General features: G+C 58.8%; 15 protein-coding genes. 3 read left to right on the top strand and 12 right to left on the bottom strand.

The window, feature by feature from the left end; translation table 11 throughout:
• Positions 1–26: 26 nt before the first annotated feature.
• The 5 genes from L2D14_05295 to L2D14_05275 all read right to left on the bottom strand — a co-directional run bounded on the left by L2D14_05295 (position 27) and on the right by L2D14_05275 (position 7,477).
• On the bottom strand, positions 27–1,793 hold the full coding sequence (locus tag L2D14_05295) for a proline--tRNA ligase (protein ID WNK00841.1): 1,767 nt from the start codon (positions 1,791–1,793) through the stop codon (positions 27–29).
• Between the two features lie 94 nt (positions 1,794–1,887).
• Positions 1,888–4,227, bottom strand: a complete 2,340-nt coding sequence (locus tag L2D14_05290) for a hypothetical protein (GenBank protein WNK00840.1) — start codon at positions 4,225–4,227, stop codon at positions 1,888–1,890.
• 128 nt (positions 4,228–4,355) lie between these two features.
• Positions 4,356–5,633: a TRAP transporter large permease gene (locus tag L2D14_05285; GenBank protein WNK00839.1), complete on the bottom strand. Its 1,278-nt coding sequence runs from the start codon at positions 5,631–5,633 to the stop codon at positions 4,356–4,358.
• Between the two features lie 5 nt (positions 5,634–5,638).
• The gene (locus tag L2D14_05280) at positions 5,639–6,160 is read right to left on the bottom strand and encodes a TRAP transporter small permease (GenBank protein WNK01650.1); all 522 of its coding nucleotides are present in this window, start codon (positions 6,158–6,160) and stop codon (positions 5,639–5,641) included.
• A gap of 102 nt (positions 6,161–6,262) precedes the next feature.
• Positions 6,263–7,477, bottom strand: coding sequence for a TRAP transporter substrate-binding protein (locus L2D14_05275; protein ID WNK00838.1), 1,215 nt, complete (start codon positions 7,475–7,477; stop codon positions 6,263–6,265).
• Between the two features lie 254 nt (positions 7,478–7,731).
• On the opposite strand from L2D14_05275, the gene L2D14_05270 reads away from it, so the two are divergent.
• A complete protein-coding gene (locus L2D14_05270) occupies positions 7,732–8,610 on the top strand; it encodes a LysR substrate-binding domain-containing protein (GenBank protein ID WNK00837.1) in 879 nt (292 codons plus the stop codon).
• A 7-nt stretch (positions 8,611–8,617) separates the two neighbouring features.
• Here the strand turns inward: L2D14_05270 and glpK are convergent, their stop codons facing one another.
• Positions 8,618–10,126, bottom strand: coding sequence for a glycerol kinase GlpK (glpK, locus tag L2D14_05265; GenBank protein ID WNK00836.1), 1,509 nt, complete (start codon positions 10,124–10,126; stop codon positions 8,618–8,620).
• Between the two features lie 72 nt (positions 10,127–10,198).
• Entirely contained in the window at positions 10,199–11,068 is an 870-nt protein-coding gene (gene galU / locus L2D14_05260) for a UTP--glucose-1-phosphate uridylyltransferase GalU (protein WNK00835.1), read from the bottom strand.
• A 210-nt stretch (positions 11,069–11,278) separates the two neighbouring features.
• Here galU and L2D14_05255 point away from each other — a divergent pair, with 210 nt between their 5' ends.
• Complete coding sequence (locus tag L2D14_05255) at positions 11,279–11,905, top strand: cell wall hydrolase (protein ID WNK00834.1); 627 nt, start codon at positions 11,279–11,281, stop codon at positions 11,903–11,905.
• Between the two features lie 658 nt (positions 11,906–12,563).
• Here L2D14_05255 and L2D14_05250 read toward each other — a convergent pair.
• From L2D14_05250 to L2D14_05240, 3 genes are all read right to left on the bottom strand, one after another.
• Positions 12,564–13,619 (bottom strand): IS110 family transposase, encoded by a 1,056-nt coding sequence (locus tag L2D14_05250; protein WNK00833.1) that lies wholly within the window; start codon positions 13,617–13,619, stop codon positions 12,564–12,566.
• Between the two features lie 96 nt (positions 13,620–13,715).
• A complete protein-coding gene (locus tag L2D14_05245) occupies positions 13,716–15,800 on the bottom strand; it encodes a transporter substrate-binding domain-containing protein (GenBank protein WNK00832.1) in 2,085 nt (694 codons plus the stop codon).
• Between the two features lie 243 nt (positions 15,801–16,043).
• Positions 16,044–17,864: an ATP-binding cassette domain-containing protein gene (locus L2D14_05240; GenBank protein ID WNK00831.1), complete on the bottom strand. Its 1,821-nt coding sequence runs from the start codon at positions 17,862–17,864 to the stop codon at positions 16,044–16,046.
• Between the two features lie 120 nt (positions 17,865–17,984).
• On the opposite strand from L2D14_05240, the gene L2D14_05235 reads away from it, so the two are divergent.
• Positions 17,985–18,383 carry a DUF983 domain-containing protein gene (locus tag L2D14_05235; GenBank protein ID WNK00830.1) on the top strand — a complete coding sequence of 133 codons (399 nt, stop codon included), beginning with the start codon at positions 17,985–17,987 and terminating at the stop codon, positions 18,381–18,383.
• 95 nt (positions 18,384–18,478) lie between these two features.
• Here the strand turns inward: L2D14_05235 and L2D14_05230 are convergent, their stop codons facing one another.
• Together L2D14_05230 and L2D14_05225 are read right to left on the bottom strand one after the other, a co-directional pair.
• Positions 18,479–19,273, bottom strand: a complete 795-nt coding sequence (locus L2D14_05230; protein ID WNK00829.1) for an SDR family NAD(P)-dependent oxidoreductase — start codon at positions 19,271–19,273, stop codon at positions 18,479–18,481.
• Positions 19,274–19,276: 3 nt separating this feature from the next.
• Positions 19,277–20,125, bottom strand: a complete 849-nt coding sequence (locus L2D14_05225) for a D-amino-acid transaminase (GenBank protein ID WNK00828.1) — start codon at positions 20,123–20,125, stop codon at positions 19,277–19,279.
• Positions 20,126–20,408: the final 283 nt, after the last annotated feature.

The following is a 20,408-nucleotide window of genomic DNA, read 5'->3' as shown; positions in this document are numbered from 1 at the left end:
ATTAATCCATACCAGGACCCGCGAAACTAAACCCCTTCGTCGACCACCGCATCGCGGCGTGCGTCGGCGGCATCGAGTTCGCTTCGGACAAACCCGGCGAGCCGCTCGATGGCGTCATCGATCAGGACGATGTCTTTTTCGTCGGTCAGGCGGTTGTAGATTTCCACCTTGCCGTCCGCCAGATCGCGGCCGAACACGACCCGCAACGGCATGCCGAGAATGTCCGCATCTTTCAGCTTCGAGCCGAGCGAGCCCTTGCGGTCGTCGACGATGCACTCGCAGCCGAGCGCTTCAAGCTTGGCGCCCATGTCTTCGGCGGCCTGCATCATTTCCGGATTATCCGCCTTCACCGGGATCAGGTGCGCGTGGAACGGCGCCAGCACGACCGGCCATTTGATACCGGTCTCGGCGTCGCAGTTCTGATCGACGATGGTCTGCAGGATGCGCGTCGTGCCGATGCCGTAGCAGCCCATGTGGAAGTTCTGGAAGACCTGATTGGAATCGATGACCCCCGCATTCAGGGGCTCGGAATACTTGGTGCCGAGCTTGAAGACGTGGCCGATCTCGATCCCCTTGCACTGCTGCAAAGGCTGACCGTTGGGCGCAATTTCCCCCGGGTGCGCGGTGCGCAGATCGACGACCTCGGGCATCTCGAAATCCCGGCCCGGGCAGACGCGGATCGCGTGACGATCCTTTTCGCAGCAGCCGGAAACGAGGCTGGTCAAGCCCGCGATGGTCGTATCGGCGATCATTTTCGCGCCTGCCTTGATGCCGATGGGGCCGACGTAACCGGGCTCGCAGCCGGTCACGTTGCGCACCGTGTCGGCGTCGGACGGCTGTGCGGCGATGGCGCCGAAATGGTTGCCCAGCTTGACTTCGTTGACGTCGCAATCGCCGCGGATCAGCACCACCACCTGTTCGACGCGGCCCTGATAGACCAGATCGAAAACCAGCGTCTTGAGCACGGCGGACGGATGCACGCCGACAAAGTCGGCGACCTTCTTGATCGTCTCGCTGTCCGGCGTGTCGATGATTTCCATCTCGCCGTCTTCGGCCTTCACGGGTGCCGGGGCTTCGCTCATGGCGCGCTCGAGATTGGCGGCGTAGCCTTCATCGGTATAGAGCAGCGTATCCTCGCCGGCCTCGGAAACGGCCATGAATTCTTCGGAGGCCGAGCCGCCGATGGCACCGGAATCCGCCTGCACGACGATGTAATCAAAACCCATTTTCTTATAGATCGCGTGATAGGCCTGGCGCATCTTGCGATACGACAGGTCGAGGCCGTCTTCGTCGATGTCGAACGAGTAGGCATCCATCATGATGAATTCGCGCGACCGCAGCAGACCCGAGCGGGGGCGCAATTCGTCACGAAATTTCATGTGGTTCTGGAATACGTTGAGCGGCAGCTGGTTGGGGCTGCGGATCAAATGCTTGCCGAGATCGCAGGCGACCTCTTCGGCCGTCGGGCTGAGTCCGAACAAACGGCCCCGGCGGTCTTCCGACTGGAACATCAGGTTGGCGTGTTCATAGACCGCCCAGCGGCCGGACTGTTTCCAGATTTCGGCGCTCTGCAGCAACGGGAACCGCACCTGGATACCGCCGAAACGGGTGATTTCCTCGTTGATGATGTCGGAGACTTTTTTCTCCACCCGGTAGATCAGCGGCGCGAACGTGAAAATCCCGGACGCATGGCGATGGATGTAACCACCGCGGATCAGCCATGCCGCCGCCAGATCGTCGGCGTCGGAAGGCATTTCACGAAGAACCTGAATACCGATTTGCGAAGCTTTCATAGCGTCGATCGCACCCTCTTGGACATATACTGAACCGGCTAAAGCCGGGGTTGGCAGGAACCTACTCCGCCCGCCCGGCTTTTTCCACCGCAATTCAGCGATAGATGTAGATCGGGCTGGTCCAGGCAAGCGTCCCGTCTTCCTGCGTCACACGGATGAAGATCGGGTTGTCGCCGCTCGGTTTGAGATCGAGGCTGCGGGTGATTTTCATCTTCCGGTGCGGATTTTCCGCAGGCAGACGGAAAATCTTAAGATAGCGCGGCAGGATATCGCTCTTGTCGAAGACCTCGTCGTTGATGTCGATTTCTTCGAGCGGCACCCCGCATTTCACCAGCGGCGTCTCGATCTTCAGCGTGCCTGCGAAGGCATCCTCGACCCACAGATCGAAACCGCCGATGTTCCCGGTCGTCAGGGCGCGCCACGCCAGCGACGTATCGGACGTCCGGTCCAGCGTCTTGTCGCGGTTGAAGAAGTTGATCGGCCTGGCATCGAGGATGCGGTTATCGGACAGGTGCGCCTCGCCGTCCCAGATCACCTGGCGGAAACGGCCCCGGTATTCCGCACCTTCCCACATCACGCGGATACGGTTGCCGAGATCTTCCGTCGTATAGGGGCGGACCGTTTCGATATGATCCAGCCCGTTATAGATATCGACCCGCTCAATCGGCTTGGCCCCGGTGATATCGATATCGAGCGTCGCTTCGCCGGTCGGCAGATGCACGATGTCGCCCATCAGCGCAGTGCTCTGCGTGTGTCCCTCGCTCGGCCCGTCCCTCGGATCGTCATGATAGATTGTCGCGGGCGCTGAGAAAGACGCCTTCACATCGATGAACATGCGCCCGCCGTGACCGCCGGTGGTCGCGTAATGACGGCGCTTGCGCATGCTGTCGAGAATGCCGTCGCGGGTCAGGTCGTGCGACAGGAAACACGTCAGCCCGCCGACGGCGCCGAACAGCGATGCCCCGGGATAGCTGGCGCCGGGGCGCCCCTTGTGGCCGTCGGAATTGGCGACGATGCCGACGCGGTAGCCCATCTCAAAGGCATCGTGCACCAACCATTCGAAGGTGCCCCACGAGCTGTGCACCTCCATCGATTTTTCGAAACGCCCGTCGTGCGCCATCTTCACGTCGGCATAGCGGCCGCCGCAATGTGCATACCCGACAACGTCCCATTCCTTGTTGGCGGCCAGCGCATCGAAAAGTTCCTGCGCGCTGTTGGCGTCGTTATGGATATCGCTGTGGTCCTGAACAAGCGCATGCGACGAACGTCTGAGCGTGCGCCCTTCATCGGGGAAATAGATGTTGCGGTCGCCGCCCAGCCCGGTGTTGCCCGACCATTCGTAACCGGGAATGGCGATGAACGATCCGGGCTTGTCGAATTTTTCGCACAGCTCGTCCAGCTCCAGCCAGAACGGCGAGGTGATCTGGAAATCGTTGCCCTGGTGTCCGGTGGCGTCGACGAAGGCCAGGTCGCGGGCATAGGCGAAGTACTCTTCGGCGCTGCCGGTGCCGATGGTTTCTTCCGACTGGCCGTGCAGGTCGCCCCAGAAATGCTTGAGGGCCGGGGCCTTGGCGGCGCGGATCGGGTTGGTGTGCGCGGCGACGTTGCCGTCGGTATCGACCAGTTCGATCACCGCCTCGCCGGCGCCGGGCATGGAAAGGCCGTCAATGATGTTGGTAAACGCCCCCGGACGGAACGTCACGCTTTCGGGCAGGCCGCCGATTTCGGCGTCACCGGCGACGCGCACCGTAAACGCCGCATCGCACTTGTCGGACGGATTGCCCCACTTGTCCTCGCCCTTCATCTTCAGCGCGAATTTATCGCCCACCGCGACCAGCGTCGGGGCGACGGCCAGATACACTTCGGGCGGGCCGGAAACGATGCGGATCACCGGCTGTTCGGGGACCGGCTGATAACAATAGGTGGCAATCGGATCGATCAGGGTATGAAACTCGAAGGTGTCCTCGCAGAACGTCTGCAGGCGCATGCCGGGCGAGCCTTGCGAGGTATCGCCGAAGGTCACCGTGATCGTGTCGCCTTCGGTCAGGAAGCCCTTCACGACCTTGATATACAGCGTGCGGTCCCACGGCCGGACGTTGCCCTTGGGGTCGTAGTGGTATTGCAGCACCGCCGAATTCGACGCGACGATGGTCGTGAAATTCGGCCCCGTGGGATTTTCGAATTGCGGGCGCGTCTGATCGCTGGCAAACCGGAAGCAGATGCGCATGGAGCCGGAATCGTCGATGCCGAACTTGCCCGCCGTATAGACCAGCGTGAACGTCTGATAGCTGCCGGCTTCGAAATCACCCAACGGGCTCAGCGTGACGGTGCCGATTTCATGCGCCGGTATGGTGGCGCGGACCGGGGTGCTTTGTATGCCGCCGGACGGTGCGCCTGCGGCGTCATCCGGGCTGCCGAGCGGTTGTTCGGACATTTTCTTGTTTCCTTCCTCTTCTTGGCTTTTTGTTTTCTGTATTGTGCCGGTGCAGGCAGTGGTGAGGCCAGTGATTTATCCCGATATTCTCAGTGGATGTATCGCAGCCCGAATACCCGATCCGTTCGCTAGCGTGCAAGCAGCATCGTCGTCAATGACGGCACGAAAGTGATCATCAGCAACGAGAACAGCAAAGCGAGGATGAAAGGCGTCGCCTTCCATGCGATCCGGGTAAACGGCACCCCTGTAATAGACGACGCAACGAACAGGTTCAGCCCCACCGGCGGCGTCACGAAACCGATCGCCAGCGCCACCACCATGATGACGCCGAAATGCACCGGGTCGATGCCGATCTTGGTCGCCACGGGGACCAAAAGCGGGACCAGCAGCAAGATGTTCGGCGTTGCCTCCATGATCGCCCCGGCGACGAGCAGGATGCAGAGGATACACAGTGTCAGCACAATCGGATCGTCGGAAAACCCAAGCAGCGCATTGACCCCGAGTTCCGGCACACCGAGCACCGCCAGGATCTGCGACAGAATCAACGCCATGGCGATGACCGGGGCAATCAGCCCATTGATGTCGGCGCTGCGGTTCATGATGTCCGGCAGGTCCCTGACCTTCAACTCGCGGGTAATGAACAGGCCGCCGATCACGCAGTAGGCGACGGCCACCGCGGCCGCTTCCGTCGGGGTGAAGACGCCGCCGTAAATCCCGGCGAGGATGATGAAGCTGGCACCGAACGCGAGTTTTGCGTCCCAGGCGCTGACCAGCACGTTGCGGAGCGTGAACGGCGTTTTCGTGCCCCAGCCGTTGCGCTTGGCCATGAACCAGCCGACGGCCGCCATTGACGCGATCATGAGAACACCGGGGATAATACCGCCGATGAACAGATCGCCGACCGGCACGCCTGCGGCAACGCCGTACAGCACGAAGACGATGCTGGGCGGAATGATGATCCCGACCGTGCCGCCGCACGCCGTGACGGCGCCGGCGAAATCCTTCGGGTAGCCGTCTTCCTCCATCTCGGGGACCAGCATCTTGCCCATGGCTGCAACCGTTGCCGAGTTCGAGCCGCTGATCGCCGCGAACAGCCCCGACGCCACCAGCACCGTCAACGCCAGGCCGCCGCTGATCCAGCCGACCGTGGCGCGGGCGAAGCGGACCAGTTGCCGTGCGATGCCGGATTCCGAGATCAGGTCGCCGGTGAGGATATACAGCGGCATCGCCAGAAGCGGGAAAATCTCGATCGACGAAAATGCCGCAATGCCGACATTGTCCAGCGTGAAGGTGCCGGTCAGCACGATCAGCAGAATGGCGCCGATACCGAGACAGACAAATATCTCGACACCCAGTAACAGCAGGACACCGATGATCGACAGGGAAATGAGTACGCTCGCATCCATTTACATTACTCGCTGATAACTCTGGCTTCTTCTTCGGCCTCGCCGCTGCGGAAAACGCCGATGGCATGGACCGAGCGCTGAACGACGCGGATGGCGATCAGTGTCCAGCCGATCGGCACACCGATCATGGCCAGCCACATCGGCACATCGGCGCCCTGAAAAGTCTGGCCGAACTGCATGACGCCGTCGACGGCCTTGATCGAGGTGAAGACGATCACCACCGCCAGCACAAGGAAGCATATGTCGCTCAACATGTGCAGACAGAACTGGCCGACGCGGTTGAAATGCCGGCGCAGGATATCGATGGTCAGGTGACTGCGGTTTCGGACCCCGCGCGCGGCACCGATATAGGTCATCCAGATAAAGGCATAGATCGCGGTTTCCTCGCCCCAGGAACTCGCATCGCTCAGCACGTAGCGGCGAAACACCTCGATAACGACAATGCTTGCGAGATAACCGTAGAACATCGAATTCACGACGTACTCGATCTTTTCATCCAGCCATGACCACATGGCTTTCCAACGCATATTCAAGAAACCCGGCCTCCCTTTATCCGCCGGGATATCCGGCAGGGTGGACCGCAGCCCCGGGAACGGCGGACCGCCCCGGAGCCGCGTATCGCGAAGATGTTACATCCACCAACGGCGTGGAATAACGGGATCGCCCGAGCTGGCAACCCGCTTGACCGTTTCGTATTCGGTCTTGCCGAAACGCTCGATAAGCGGATCGTAGATCTTCTTGTTACGTTCATACGACAACGCATCGACCCATTCGGCCCGTTCCGATTCCGTCAGATACACCTTCTTGGCCTTGACTGTATTCCAGGCCGCATCCGCAGGCGAATCCTTGCGGATCCCCGCCTGGAACTTGAACGCCGGCTCATAGATCGCATAGTTGTAAACCTGCGCTTCGTAAGCGCCTTCCATGATACCGCCCTGCACTTCAGACGGCAGGCCGCTGAACCACTTGGTGCTCATATAAAGTGTGTCGGCATTGAACATCCATTCGGTGTCCACAAGCTGACCGACGACTTCGTAAATGCCGGCATCGGCAACCGACCCGGTGCCGACGTGGATGCCGTCGACCGCGCCTTCCTTGACCGCGGAATAAACCTCTCCCCAGTTGATGGGCGTCGGGTTGGCGGGCAGGATGTTGAAGGCCGTCTGTTCCAGCTTGGAGCCGGTAACCCGCATCTTCAGCCCATCGAGCTGCTGGGGATGGCGAACCTCGGCGGGCAGGCCCATCTTCAGTTCGAGCCAGCGCGTCTGCGGGAAGATGCAGAGCGGAATGACGCCCTGTTTCATCGACGAGGCACGCAGCGTGTCGTTGACTTCTTTCGAGAACACGCAACGCCAGTAGTTCTCGACCGAGCCGATGACGTACGGAAAATCGGTGACGTTCCAGACCGGGGCGTGCGCCGCCATGTTCTGCGACGACGACTGCGAACCGGCGACGATACCCTGCTGGACCTTGCGCCCGACAGCGACCTGGCCGCCCAGCGCGCCGCCGAACTTGATGTCGACGTGGACCTTGCCGGCGGTGTTGCGCTCAATGCCTTCCTTGAGTTGCAGAAGACCCGTCAGATCGAAGTTCTGCTTGAAGATCTGCCCCTGCGGCCAACGGTTCGGCGTGCCGCCGCAACCGAACAGCAACGAGTGATCGGCGGCTTTCTTCTTGGCCTTTTCCACGGCTGAAGCCGCTTCGGCTGCCTCGGCAATGGAAACGCCACCCGCTGTCGAAGCGGCCGCCAGAAACGCAGCGGTCATCCCGTACTTGGCACCGGCCTGCAAAAACTCGCGGCGGCTATGAAGCTCGGCTTCGTTCTTTTCTCTGTCTAATGTCATGGTTTTGATACCTCTCTGTTTGACCCGACTCAGGGAATAAATCGGTATCGACGGCGGTATTCTTGTCGCGGACCGCCTTGTCGAATTTCAGTAAAAAGGCTAGGTCAGGACTCCATCATCAAGCAAACGAGTTATATTTACGGTTATCGTAAACTATTTTTACTTTATAATTAGTTTGTTCAAATATTGTTCGTTCCGCCTTCCAGGAATTTCCCGGCACCACCTGCCGCGCCCGGTCACAGGAGAAAATTCATATGCGAATCAGCTACTTGAAGACTTTTTTGACGGTCGCGGAAACCGGCAGCTTTATTACGACGGCCGAGATTCTCAACCGCACGCCCTCGGCCGTCAGCCTGCAGATGAAGACCGTCGAGCAAGCCTTGGGCGCTGAACTGTTTGATCGCACAAAACGGCCGCCCGCTCTCAACCAGCGCGGACGATCCATCCTCGGGCTGGTTCAGGAGGTCGTCCTGCAATACGACAAGCTGACCAGTGCGACCGCGTCGAAGGAAATATCCGGCGAGTTCGCCATCGGCGCGATGCCGACGACACTGACGGGAATCCTGCCGAAGGCCATGGTCGCGTGCCAGCGCCGGTTTCCCAATCTGGTCATCCACGTCATCGACGATCACTCAGGCGAGCTTGTCGCACGGCTGCACGAGGGCAAGATCGGCGCCGCGATCACCAGTGCCCCGCCCGAAAACGACGGCACGATCAAATGGCGGCCGATCGCCAAGGAACCTTTCGTGGTGATCGCCCCGGCCCATACCAAGGCGACGCTCGATACGCAGGTCCTCGAAGATTATCCCTACATTCGCTTCAACAGCCGTGCGTGGACCGGCAAGATCATTGCCGAGAGCCTGAAAAAGCGCGGCCTGAAGGTCAACATGACCATGGAGCTCGACAACCTCGAAGCGGTGGCGACGATGGTCTACAACGGTCTCGGTGTCTCCATCATCCCGAAGCACTGCATTGCCTCGCCGTTTCCGCTGCCGCTCAAGCAACTGCCGTTCGGCGACCCGCCGGTGACCCGGACCATCGGTCTGGTCGAATTGACGGATTCACCGCTGGCGCACATCGCCCAGGGATTTTACGAGGAACTGATCGCCGTCAGTCTGGGCCAGCGGAGCTGAAACAGACTTACAGCAACGTACGGCGCACGGCCGTTTGCCAGCCCTGGATTTTACGCGCACGTGTATCGGAATCCATCCGCGCCGCGTAGCGCCGGTCACAGGCCCACTCGCGCGCGAACGACGCCGGATCGCCATAGATGCCGGCCTGCATGCCGGCGAGGTAGGCGGCCCCCAAGGCCGTGGTCTCGAGCATTTTCGGGCGGTCGATGGGCGCTGCCAGAATATCGGCGAGACGCTGCAGCATCCATTCCGACGCCACCATGCCGCCATCGACGCGCAACACCGTTTCGCCACCAAATTCCTGTTCAGGAGTCCAGTCGGCGTGCATGGCGTCGATCAGGTCGAGGGTCTGGAAGCAGACACTTTCCAGGGCCGCACGGGCCAGCTCGGCCGGTCCCGTGGCGCGGGTCAGGCCATACAGCGCGCCCCGGCAGTCCGGGTCCCAGTGCGGCGCGCCGAGACCGACGAACGCCGGCACCAGATAAACCTCGTCGTCTTCGGCCGTATCGGCGAGCGGGCCGGACTGATCGGCGCGTTCGATAATCCCAAGCCCGTCGCGGAGCCATTGCACGGCGGCCCCGGCGACGAAGATCGAGCCTTCCAGCGCGTAGGTCACCTCGCCGCCCAGCCGGTAGGCGATGGTCGTCAGCAGCCGGTTTTCGGATTTTACCGCCTGCTTGCCCGTATTCAGCATCGCGAAGCAGCCGGTGCCGTAGGTGGATTTGACCATCCCCGGTGAAAAACACGCCTGGCCGATGGTCGCCGCCTGTTGATCGCCGGCAACCCCCGAAATCGGCACCGCCGCACCCAGAATTTCCGCATCGCAGACGCCGAAGTCGGCGGCGCAGTCCAGCACATCCGGCAAAATCGCCCTGGGCACCCGGAACAGGTCCAGCAGTTCCGAACACCACTCGCCCTTGTGAATGTCGTAAATCATCGTTCGGCTGGCGTTCGTCGCATCCGTGACATGCCGTTTGCCGCCGGTCATGCGCCAGATCAGATAGGTGTCGACGGTGCCGAAGGCGAGCTTGCCGGCTTCGGCCTTTTTTCGCGCCCCGGCGACGTTGTCGAGAATCCAGGCGATCTTGGAGGCCGAGAAATACGGATCCAGCAACAGCCCGGTCTTGTCCGTCACGGCGGCCTCGAACCCCCGTTCGCGCAAGCTGTTGGTTTCGTCCGCCGTGCGGCGGTCCTGCCAGACGATGGCGTTATAAACCGGTTTGCCCGTCGCGCGGTCCCAGACCAGGGTCGTTTCGCGCTGGTTGGTGATGCCGATGGCGGCCAGATCGGCGGCGCTGAGCCCGGGCTTGGCGATCCCGGCCTTGGTGATCGCGGCGCGGCAGGTTTCGACGACGGACCCCCAGATATCCCCGGCATCGTGTTCGACCCAGCCGGACGCCGGATAGATCTGCCTGAATTCCTGCTGCGCCGAGCCGATGACGTTATACGCGGCGTCCAGCACCAGTGCCCTGGACGATGTCGTGCCCTGATCGATGGCAAGAATATATCCCGTCATACCGGCCCCCTCCGTCACGTCCGTTCCATTCAAGACCTGACACGACCGCCCTGAAAAGACCTGAATGGCGGTCTACTTCAGGATTTTCGCCAGTGCTTCGCGGACGTCCGCTTCCATATCCTGGCGCTCAAGCGCATAGGCCACGTTGGCCGCGATAAACCCCGGTTTCGATCCGCAATCGAACCTTGTCCCCGCATAGCGAAGGCCATGGAAAGGCACATCGTCAAGCGTCGCGGCAATCGCATCGGTCAACTGGATCTCGCCGCCGGCGCCTGCGATCTTCTTGTCCAGATGTTCGAAGACTTCCGGCTGCAGGATATAACGCCCGATGATCGACAGCGTCGACGGCGCATCCTCGGGGGCCGGTTTTTCGACAAGCCCGCAGGCTTTGGCCAGCCGTCCGTCATCGCTTTCGATATCGAGAATGCCGTAGCGGTTGGTGTGCGCGCGCGGCACTTCGGTGACGGCGACGATATTGCCGCCGACCTCTGCGTAGGCATCCATCATCTGCGCGAGACAGCCCTTTTCCGCCAGCACCATGTCATCGGGCAGCAGCACCGCGAACGGCTCATCGCGGACGAAATCCTTGGCGCACCAGATCGCATGCCCAAGCCCGAGCGCCTTTTGCTGGCGCGTGTAGCGGATTCTGCTGGGTTCGGGGAACTGGCGCACCATGTCCAGTTCCCTTGTCTTGCCGCGCTGCTCGAGAATCTGCTCCAGTTCGAAGGCATGATCGAAATGGTCTTCCATCAGGTTCTTGCCGCGCCCGGTGATCAGCATGAACTGCTCGATCCCGGCGGCTTCGGCTTCCTCGATGGCGTACTGGATCAGCGGTTTGTCGACAACCGGCAGCATTTCCTTCGGCATGCATTTGGTGGCCGGCAGGAAGCGCGTGCCTAATCCGGCCACGGGCAGTACGGCTTTGCGAACGGTCGTCTTCAAAGGATTTCCCCCAAGGATCGGCGCAGGTCCGTTTCGTAATGCCACGCCGTGCCGAACGCCGCAAGGTACTGAAATATGTCAATATTGTGCACTGCACAAAAAATACTTGAAAAGTATCCGCAGGTCCCTATATATCCCCCGGAATGACGACCCGTTTGAATGTCTCGCTTCTTCTCTGGGAAAGAAGCAGGAAAGAGGAGACAGCGCAAAATGTCGCGTCAGAATGTCGCGCTGGCACTGGCTTTTGGCCTTACTGTCAGCGTTTTTCTCATGCCCGGCCTGTTCCGCGATCAGGTTGAGGCGGAGTCCCGCTCCGCACAGACGGAACGGCTTTTCGCATCCGCAGCAAATTTTATCATTCATGACGATGACACCGCACGTCTGGCGGAGTTGCGCTGCCTGGCGCTGAATATCTATTGGGAAGCCCGCTCGGAATCGATTCCCGGTCAGCTCGCGGTCGCCGCCGTGACCCTGAACCGGGTTGAAAGCCCGCGCTTTCCGGCCAGCGTCTGCGACGTGGTCCGTCAGGGCGGCGAGGTGCGCCGCCATCGCTGCCAGTTCTCGTGGTGGTGCGACGGCAAAAAAGACGATCCGCTGGACATGAACGCGTGGCGGCGGGCGACGACACTGGCCAGGCTGGCCAGTTCCGGTGTGATCGACGATCCGACCCGGGGTGCGCTCTGGTATCATGCCGATTACGTGACGCCGCACTGGGCCGGGGCCAAGGAGAAGGTCGCCAAGATCGGCCGGCACATCTTCTATACCCTACCGCAGGACGCTGGCTTTCAGGTCAGCGACAACCTTGTTCGCATCGACATGCGGGTGATCACGCGGTGAGGGGGAACCGCCAAAGCCTGCCGCTTCCTGGCAGCGAGGGATTAGAACTTCGGGGCGGTGTCTGTCGTCAGGCACTTCTATGAATCGGTTTCTATTTCCGTGACGACGGTGAATCTGGGTACTATGTGAATGCCGTTCGGCATCCCTTCCTGAGAGGTTACGCTTATGACGCGCTCGCCCCGTGCTGCGATATCATTCAGGAGCTTCCGCAGTTCGTCGTGATTCTCACGAACACCATAGACTTCATATTTAAGCGGCATACGCCCTCCTATGCTTTCCGTTCAGCATTATACAGGAGGAAGGAACGGATGCGATACCGTGTCAATGCTGTCCTGATTTCAAACTGAGACTTTCCCGTCCGCTGAAGTTCCGGAAGCAGACAGAGGATGGCAAGGCGGGTAAAGTCTGGGTCTGACCCAAATGTATGGACCGGCTGCTGATCGCAATAGAGAATTTCTGCTAGATTTCGGAAGTCGCTGATATGTATCCGGCCTGTTTGATCGGCACGCGGGCTGTGGCCTTGATGGGAATACGCACGCGCCATTTGCCTCATTAGCGGACCGACCGGCGAGCGGTCATTTGGGTCATCAGGCTTCGGGTGCGTTTCTTGATCCGTTCCATGCAGTCATCTCAATCGCGAGTACCGGGAGGCGTTGGCTCAGATGGCCTCTACCTCAATCTTGGTTGCGTCGAAGTCTTGGTCGTTTCTGAGAACGCTCCAGGCAATACGGGCGGGCTTATTCGCCAGCGCCACGGCCAGTTTGTTTTTGTGCATCCTCTCCGATGCCTGTTCGAGCCAGGGCCCGAAGCTAAACCTGTCCCAGTTCTTTGGCCGCATCAGGATAATATGAGCTGCCTGCACGAACAGACTTCGCAGATATTTACTACCCCGTTTTGATATCCGTCCGAGGATTGGCCTGCCGCCGGTGCTGTACTGGCGTGGCACAAGGCCGAGCCAGGCACCAAAGTCCCTGCCTCGCTCAAAGGCTTCGCCAGTGCCAACCGCCGCGACCATCGCCGTAGATATCATCGGCCCGATCCCGGGTATCGTCATCAGACGCTGGCAATGTCCTTCACGTTTGCTGATCATCTCGATCTCGTTGGTCGTACTTTCGATACGTTCATCCAGCCACAACCAATCCTCATAAAGACCGACGATGATCGCGCTCAGGCGCGGTGATATCTCATCCGCTCGGTTCTGCAGGATAGGAAAGAGAGATTTACGAAGCGCATGGGCACCGGATCGAACGGCGATGCCCTGCTCGATCAGGAAGGCACGGATCTGATTGATCGTGGCCGTTCGACGAGAGACCAACCGAGAGCGGACACGATGCAGTGCCTGCAGATCGAGCTGATCCTGTGTCTTTTCCTGGACAAGATTGAGGTTTGGGCGAAGTGCTGCCTCTGCAATGGCTTCCGCATCATTGAAGTCGTTCTTCTGACCTTTGACGAACGGCTTCGTGTATTTGGCGGGAATGATACGCGGCTCGAAGCCCAGCGTCCGCAGTGTCCGGCTAACAAAGTGAGCGCTAAGACACGCCTCCATGCCGACGATACATGATGGGAGCTTCTTGAACTCCGTCTCAAGCGCTAAACGCTTGATCTTCCGCCGCAGAACGACCGTGCCGACGGCATCAAAGCCGACTAAGTGAAACACGTCCTTGCCGATATCGATGCCAACAACGGTAACAGATGCAGTTGATGTCTTTGTCATGGGATGCTGCTCCTTGCTCTTGCAGGTAATGTGAAACATTAACCTGCCACTTCAGTGGAGCAGCCGGTCCATCCCATTAGCAGTCATTTAGAAATCTCACGTCAACGGCGCTACTGGCAGGTCAAACCAAAAAATTGTGCCAATCCCTAATTCGCTTTTCAACCCGATCTCACCATTCATTTTTTCGACCAGATCTTTGGTGACCGCGAGCCCGATGCCTGTTCCTTCACTTGGCTGCATAGGATCCGAATTAATTCGATGAAACATTTGGAAAATTTCCAAACAATCTCTCTCGGAAATACCAATCCCTGTATCTTCAATGCAAATTCGCAAAAAGCCGCTTTTGCATTCACCTTGAAAAAGCGTAACTGTACCATCCGGTTTATTGAATTTAACCGCGTTAGAAAGCAGATTAAGAAGCACCTGATGTAACCGGATGTGGTCAGCGAGCAAGAACACTTCAGGCTGAGCACTAAATCCATCTTCAATCCGGATGCTGCGCTTTTGTGCCATCGGCATTATCATGCCAATGGCTTCTGCTATGCATTTTTTGGCCGATGTTTTCTCGATCTTTAGCTCAACAACCCCTGCCTCGATGCTGGCCAAATCCAGCACCTGATTTATCAATGACAGCAGATGATTGCCCCCATCAATAATTGACGCGATATAATCGTGTTGCGTAGACAATAAATTTTTATCGAGGTCTAATTTCAGCATTTGGGCGTACCCTAGAACTGCGTTCATCGGTGTTCGCAACTCATGGCTCATACTTGCCAAGAATTCTGACTTCGCCTTGCTGGCTACTTCGGCATTTGCCAAAGCTAATTCGATTTGTTCCTCCGCTTTTTTTCGACCGGATATATCTTGTACAATCGACCATATGAGCGGTTCGCCGTCATCGCCGAGAACCAATGAACCGTTTAATAGAACAGGAACCCTTGTGCCATCTGCACGTATGTACTCTTTCTCATAAGGACCGTAAGTTCCTCGCTCATGCAGGGATGCCAACTGCTCTTTTTCTTGAAGTTCATACTCACGTGGTGTGATATCCCAGTATGAGAGTTGAAGCGTGTCGGTTTTAGTTCTTCCAAGGATATCAGAAAATCCCTGGTTCACCTCCAGCAAGGCTCCGTCCATTTTACACAATGCCAGACCGACATTTGAGGAGGTAAATATTGCACGGTATTTTTGCTCACTAGCTTTCAGTGCTTTCTCTGCCTTCTGGCGATGTTCGATTTCGCGCCGAAGTTTTTTGTTCCATCCATAAATTGCAAGAATGATCACCGATGCTATGACGATTATCAATATGGCCAGTGTATAATCGACCTCATTTTGATACTTCACCTGAATCCATCGACCGAGAATGGCTCTGCGTTCATCCGCGGTTATTGAATCCAAAGCTTTTTGCAGTATAGGGATAAGCTCGGGCCAATCGTTGCGAACTGCCATGCTAAGCTCAAAGCGATACGGGGTTTGACCGGATATCTTGAGGTTGCTGAGACCTGTTGATTCTATGACATGGCCAACGACCGCCAGGTTACCAACAAACGCGTAAGTCTCTCCATTTGAAACCGCTTCCAGGCCCTTGCGGACGTTATCTGCAAGCCGCAGGTCAAGTTCTGGGTGGTTTGCAGCCAGCAAGTCATGGGAGGCGTAGCTTCTAACAACACCAACACTCTTGGTATTTAGGGGCTCAATACCGTCAATGTACGGTTGGTTTTCCTGCGTCACGATGACCATAGGAAATGAAATATAAGGTCGAGTGAAGTTAACGAATTCATCTCTTTGAGGGGTTCTGACAACCAGGGAAAAAGCATCGAGTTCGCGATTTTTGACCGCTTCTACCATCTTCGGCCAGGGCCGTTCTTTATCGATTTCCAATTCAATACCAAGGCGGTTTTCGACTAAACGGATGTATTCAGCAGCCATGCCCCGATATTGCTTCTGATCATCAACGAATTCGAACGGCGCCCAGTTAACATCGATGGCTAATCGTATTTTTGAGTGTTCCGCCAGCCATGCTTCTTCTGAGGGGGTCAGATTGACTTTGTTTTCAAGTGGGCTTTGGGCTAACGCATTGCCGATGAAAGGCAGGAAAAATAGCAGTATTACATTTACTAAGAGTTTCGATAATAAGCGGATAGTTTTAAAATCAAACGCCCGTCCGATAAGATCCTTCATTTCTACAAACCCTTCCGGCTTACAACTCCACTATGATCAAGCATCTTAAGTCAATTCTACAGAACATGGTTTCTAAATAAATATCTGGGCAATCAACCCTACCCAACGCATTCGTCTTGAGAATTGATTTGCCTCAATCAGATCAAATGAATTGTCCGCTTTTGGCTAAACCCTGCCGTTCAGCGGCGGCGCCGGTCTTGGCGTCTCTTGCCCTGAAAGCCGACCTTGATCGCCGAGCGTCGCTCAGGCGTTTTCGATCTCGTCGCGCAGCACTTCCAGGCGCAACCATTCGTCCTCGGCTTTGGCGAGGTCGGCGCTGATATCGGCCAGCTTGCGGCTCGTCGCATCGAAACCGGCGGCATCCTTCGCATAAAGCGAAGGATCGGCGAGGGCCTTTTGCAGCTTCGCGATTTCCGCCTCCATCCCGGCGATCCGCCCGGGCAGGGTTTCCAGCGCGTGCTTGTCCTTGAACGTCATCCGCTGTTTTGACGTGCCCTGCGTTTTTGCCGGCTTCCCGGACTTCGGCTTCTTCCCCGGTTTGGCACCGGTAATGCCATCCGTCCGCTTTTCCACACCGTGGCCGCGCTGGCGGACCATGTCGCTGTAGCCCCCGGCATATTCAAGCCATTTCCCGTCCCCTTCGAAGTTGATGACAGACGTCACCACCCGGTCGAGGAAATCGCGGTCGTGGCTGACGACCAGCACCGTGCCGGCGTAATCGGCGATCATTTCCTGCAAAAGATCCAGCGTCTCCAGATCGAGGTCGTTGGTCGGCTCGTCCAGCACCAAAAGATTGGACGGCCGGGTCATGGCACGGGCCAGCATCAATCTGCCGCGCTCGCCGCCCGACAGCGCCGAGACCGGCGTCGACGCCTGCGCCGGGTCGAACAGGAAATCCTTCATGTAACCGATGACGTGGCGTTGTTGCCCGCCGACGGTGACGCTGTCGCCGCTGCCGCCGGTCAGCGCATCGCGCGTCGTCGTGTTCGGCGAAAGCGATTCCCGGCTCTGGTCCAGCGTTGCAATTTCGAGCGTGGTGCCGAGCGTCACTTTTCCGCTGTCCGGCGCAAGTGCACCGGTCAGCATGTTCAGCAGCGTCGTCTTGCCCGCCCCGTTCGGCCCGATCAGCCCGACGCGGTCGCCGCGCAGGATACGGGTCGAGAAATCGTCGACGATTTTACGATCGCCGTAGGTCTTGCAGATACCCTCGGCCTCGATCACCCGCTTGCCGGACGCACCGGCGTCGCTTGCGGTGATCTTGACCGCGCCCGCCACCTGGCGCAGTTCCTGGCGGGTCTTGCGCAGGTCCATGAGTGCGCGCAGGCGGCCCATGTTGCGTTTGCGCCGGGCCGTCACGCCCTTGTGCAGCCAGGACGTTTCGGCGACCAGCTTGCGGTCGAGCTTGTGGCGTTCGGTCTGCTCGCGTTCCAGTATTTCGTCGCGCCATTCGTCGTAGTGAGCAAAGCCCTTGTCGAGGCGCATGGTGCGGCCGCGGTCGAGCCAGACCACGGTATCGGACAGGTTCTCGAGAAAACGGCGGTCGTGCGAGATCAGGACCATGGCCGAGCGGCGGCTCTTCAGTTCGCGCTCAAGCCACTCGATGGCCGGCAGGTCGAGGTGGTTGGTCGGCTCATCGAGCAACAGGATATCCGGCTGCGGTGCCAGGGTCCGCGCCAGTGCCGCGCGCCGTTTTTCGCCGCCCGACAGGTGCGCCGGGTCCTCGTCGCCGCTGAGCCCGAGATCGCCCAGAAGCATATCCGCGACATACGGCTCGTCACCCGGCGCCAAACCGGCAACGACATATTCACGCACGCTCGCGAACCCGGCGAGGTCCGGTTCCTGGGGCAGATAGCGGATCGTCGCATCGGGCTGGCGATAGACATCGCCGGAATCCGGATCGATCTTGGCGGCGGCGATTTTCAGAAACGTCGACTTGCCCGACCCGTTGCGCCCGACCAGGCAAATACGTGCGCCGGGCGCCACCGACATCTCGGCGCCATCCAGCAAAGGTGTGCCGCCGAACGTCAGGGCAATATCGGTTAAAATCAGAAGTGGGGGTGCCATCAGCGGGTTTTAGTTCTAGCGTCGGGGACTGGCAAGGGATGCTTATTTCACGATCAGGACTTTAAAACATATTCATAAAATATATATTGTTATCACATTTGAAATTCAGAGGGTATCCGCATGACCGACAGCAACGCAGACTATCCCGAACGTTCCGTCAAGGAGACCATCCGTCTCGGCTTTGCCGGGCGCTGCCCGCGATGTGCGCAGGGGCGGATTTTCAAGGGCCGCCTGGAAGTCGTCGATGAATGTCCGGTGTGCGGCCTGGTGCTGAGCGAACACGACGCCGGCGATGGCGCCGTGGTGCCGGCGCTGCTGATTCTCGGCACCGTTCTCGTCGGCCTGGCGCTTTGGGTCGAATTCAAATACGAGCCCGCGATCTGGGTGCACTTCGTCTTGTGGGGGCCGATCGGGTTATTGATGACGTTGTGGCTGTTGCCGCGGCTCAAGGGAATCGGCATCGCGCTGCAACACAAACACCGCTCGACGGAAATCGCCACCAAGCCCGGCGGCACCTGATTTTTACGAAAAACGCCTGAAAGACGCTAAACGCGCTTAAAAAGGTTAACGCCGGGCGGGGAATCCGCGAAATATGCAGGTTCATGCATATTCAATCAGCCGATCTTGATCAGCAGTCCGCCGTCGACCGGTAAAAGAACGCCGGTGATGTAGCGCGCCTCGTCGGACGCCAGGAACAGCGCCGCGTTGGCGACATCCCACGCCGTGCCCATCTGATTCTGCAACGGCACCAGCTTGTTACGGGCATCGCGGACCTCTTCACGGTCCACACCCTGCTCGCGCGCGCGGCGCTCGATCGCCATCGGTGTGTCCATCAGGCCCGGCAGGATCGCATTGGCGCGAATCCCGTGCCGCGCATTTTCCCAGGCCAGATGCTGAGTGAACGTATTCACCGCGCCTTTCGACGTCTTGTAGGTCACGGTCTGGCGCGCAGCCACCGACGATGTCGACGAGACGTTGATGATCGCCCCCGAGCCCTGATCCTGCATCACCGGCAGCACGTGCTTGCACATCAGGAACATGGACTTGAGGTTCAGCGCCATCAGCGTATCCCACATGTCGGCGTCCATCTCGACCGTCTGCCGGTCGCCTTCGGAGCGGCCGACGTTGTTATGCAGGATGTCGATACGCCCGAAGCGTTTCTGCGCCGCCTCGGCGACGGTGCGGCATGAGTCCTCGTCGGTGACATCGACGCCGAAAGCTTCGGCCTTGCCCCCTTCATTGACAATGATGTCGACGGTTTCGCGGGCCCGTTCCTCGGAGATGTCGACACACAGGACGCGCGCGCCTTCCTGAGCGAAGCGCAACGCCGTGGCGCGGCCGTTGCCCATGGTTTCGCCCGGCTGCTGACCGGCGCCGACGACGATCGCGGTTTTACTCTGAAGGCGCACGGATCAGCCTGCCTTCGCCATCTCGATGTAGAGCTTGCGCATCTTTTCCGTGACCGGACCCGGCACGCCGTTACCCAGAATATGCCCGTCGATCTTGACCACCGGCATGACGAAGGCGGAGGCACTGGTCGAGAACGCTTCGCGCGCTTCCTGTGCCTCTTCGGGTGTGAACGGACGTTCCTCAATCTCGAGGTTTTCGCGTTTCGCAAGTTCCATCACCGCCTTGCGGGTGATGCCGTGTAGGATTTCCGTGCCCAGATGCCGGGTAATGATCTTGCCGTCCTCGGTGACGATAAAGGCATTGTTGGAGCTGCCCTCGTTGACGAAGCCGTCCTCGACGAACCAGGCATCGTTGGCCCCCGCATCCAGCGCTGCCTGTTTGGCCATTGATGCCGGCAGCAGCCCGACGGTCTTGATGTCGCGGCGTTTCCAGCGGATGTCGGGCACCGTGATCACGGAAATCCCCGTCCTGGCGACAGGGTTTTCGGAAAGGGTCTTTTTCTGCGTGAACATGATCAGCGACGGCGTCGCATCCTTGGGAAAAGCAAAATCACGGTCGGCGGCGCCGCGCGTGACCTGCAGATATACAAGCCCCTCTTCGATATCGTTGCGCTTGACCAATTCGAGCATGACCGCGGTGATCTCTTCACCGGTGGCGGGCGGTGTCATTTTCAACTCGTTCATGGAGCGCTGCAGCCGGGCCATGTGCGCATCGTTGTCGACCAGCTTGCCGCCGATCACGGCAGAAACCTCGTACACGGCATCGGCAAACAGAAAGCCGCGATCGAATACCGAAATCTTTGCGTCTTCTTCCGGTAGATACTCGCCGTTGACGTAGACGATCCTGCTCATCGGGGGGCTCCTTTAGACATAAAAAATCTGGACGCACAATGTGACCAAACCCTCGCAGCTTTACAATACCCCTGCGCCACAGAAATAGTGGCCGCCATACTGCAGGGCAAAGGAATATGAGACGCGCGCATTATGTGCTGCTGTTTTGTGCATGGACGATTCGGCACGCCCCGTGTCTCTCCCGCAATGCCGCGCTCCAAAAGAGTTGAACGATTTTCTCGACCTGATCCAGGTCCCGGTAGAACATCTCGGTGAAAACATCCTTATCGTATACGCCGTAGTC

This window comes from Thalassospiraceae bacterium LMO-JJ14 (assembly GCA_021555105.2).
Classification (GTDB): Bacteria; Pseudomonadota; Alphaproteobacteria; order Rhodospirillales; family Casp-alpha2; genus UBA4479.
Note: the sequence above shows the minus strand (reverse complement) of the source record. Positions and strands in the feature narration are given on the sequence as shown.

Coding starts and splice junctions, on each gene's coding strand:
- L2D14_05295 (WNK00841.1), bottom strand. CDS start 1,793: ATGAAAGCTTCGCAAATCGGTATTCAGGTTCTTCGTGAAATGCCTTCC.
- L2D14_05290 (WNK00840.1), bottom strand. CDS start 4,227: ATGTCCGAACAACCGCTCGGCAGCCCGGATGACGCCGCAGGCGCACCG.
- L2D14_05285 (WNK00839.1), bottom strand. CDS start 5,633: ATGGATGCGAGCGTACTCATTTCCCTGTCGATCATCGGTGTCCTGCTG.
- L2D14_05280 (WNK01650.1), bottom strand. CDS start 6,160: ATGCGTTGGAAAGCCATGTGGTCATGGCTGGATGAAAAGATCGAGTAC.
- L2D14_05275 (WNK00838.1), bottom strand. CDS start 7,477: ATGACATTAGACAGAGAAAAGAACGAAGCCGAGCTTCATAGCCGCCGC.
- L2D14_05270 (WNK00837.1), top strand. CDS start 7,732: ATGCGAATCAGCTACTTGAAGACTTTTTTGACGGTCGCGGAAACCGGC.
- glpK (WNK00836.1), bottom strand. CDS start 10,126: ATGACGGGATATATTCTTGCCATCGATCAGGGCACGACATCGTCCAGG.
- L2D14_05255 (WNK00834.1), top strand. CDS start 11,279: ATGTCGCGTCAGAATGTCGCGCTGGCACTGGCTTTTGGCCTTACTGTC.
- L2D14_05250 (WNK00833.1), bottom strand. CDS start 13,619: ATGACAAAGACATCAACTGCATCTGTTACCGTTGTTGGCATCGATATC.
- L2D14_05245 (WNK00832.1), bottom strand. CDS start 15,800: ATGAAGGATCTTATCGGACGGGCGTTTGATTTTAAAACTATCCGCTTA.
- L2D14_05240 (WNK00831.1), bottom strand. CDS start 17,864: ATGGCACCCCCACTTCTGATTTTAACCGATATTGCCCTGACGTTCGGC.
- L2D14_05235 (WNK00830.1), top strand. CDS start 17,985: ATGACCGACAGCAACGCAGACTATCCCGAACGTTCCGTCAAGGAGACC.
- L2D14_05225 (WNK00828.1), bottom strand. CDS start 20,125: ATGAGCAGGATCGTCTACGTCAACGGCGAGTATCTACCGGAAGAAGAC.